Raw genomic sequence first — 710 nt, forward strand, 5'->3', positions numbered from 1 at the left:
CAAAACTAATCGCTTTATTTACAGTTGTATCACAGTTTTTTACCGCAAAGTAAATCATCCAATGAGTAGAAATATCTTCAGGCCACTCACTTGTCATTTCAAGCATGCCAGCAATTGGTTGCCCATCCACTAAAAATAAAGTGTAGTCGATGCCTTCCATCGGCTTTATTTCGCTTGCCCATCCCAATAAAGAACAGTAGAAATCGCTACTTACTTTACTATCTCTTGTTGCTAGCTCATGCCAATATGGTGTATTTAATTCACCTAAGCGTTTACAACCTCTATGCTCACTTGCTTACCATAAAGCCACCGTAGCACCAGCAGGATCTTTTAGCATCAGCATACGACCAGCATTCATAACATCATGAGGGCCCGCAATAATCTCAGCCCCGAGCGTTTTTGCTTAACTGCGCAATTATCAACATTATCAACTGCAATATACGCCAACCAGTGACTGGGAACCCCGCCATCAACTTGCTCTTTGGTCATTTCATACATAGCGGCTATATCATCCCCTTGTTTTTGTAACATGGTGTAATATACGCCTTCTCCAATAGCTTGATCATCATATCCCCAGTTGAATAATGAAGTATAAAAGTTTTTACCCTCTTTCCAGTTTTGCGTACATAACTCAGACCAACAAAAAATCCCATGCGAATGGCTTTTAGTCTTACTCATAATTAAATCCTTATTATTTTAATTTTTATCTA

The 710-nt window shown here is 39.0% G+C and carries 1 pseudogene; it reads right to left on the bottom strand.

Annotated features, from left to right (window positions below):
• Positions 1–678, bottom strand: a pseudogene (locus tag CWB66_RS20870) (VOC family protein); the annotation flags it as partial.
• Positions 679–710: the final 32 nt, after the last annotated feature.

Source organism: Pseudoalteromonas sp. S558, assembly GCF_005886635.1.
In the GTDB taxonomy this organism is placed as follows: Bacteria; Pseudomonadota; Gammaproteobacteria; order Enterobacterales; family Alteromonadaceae; genus Pseudoalteromonas; species Pseudoalteromonas aliena.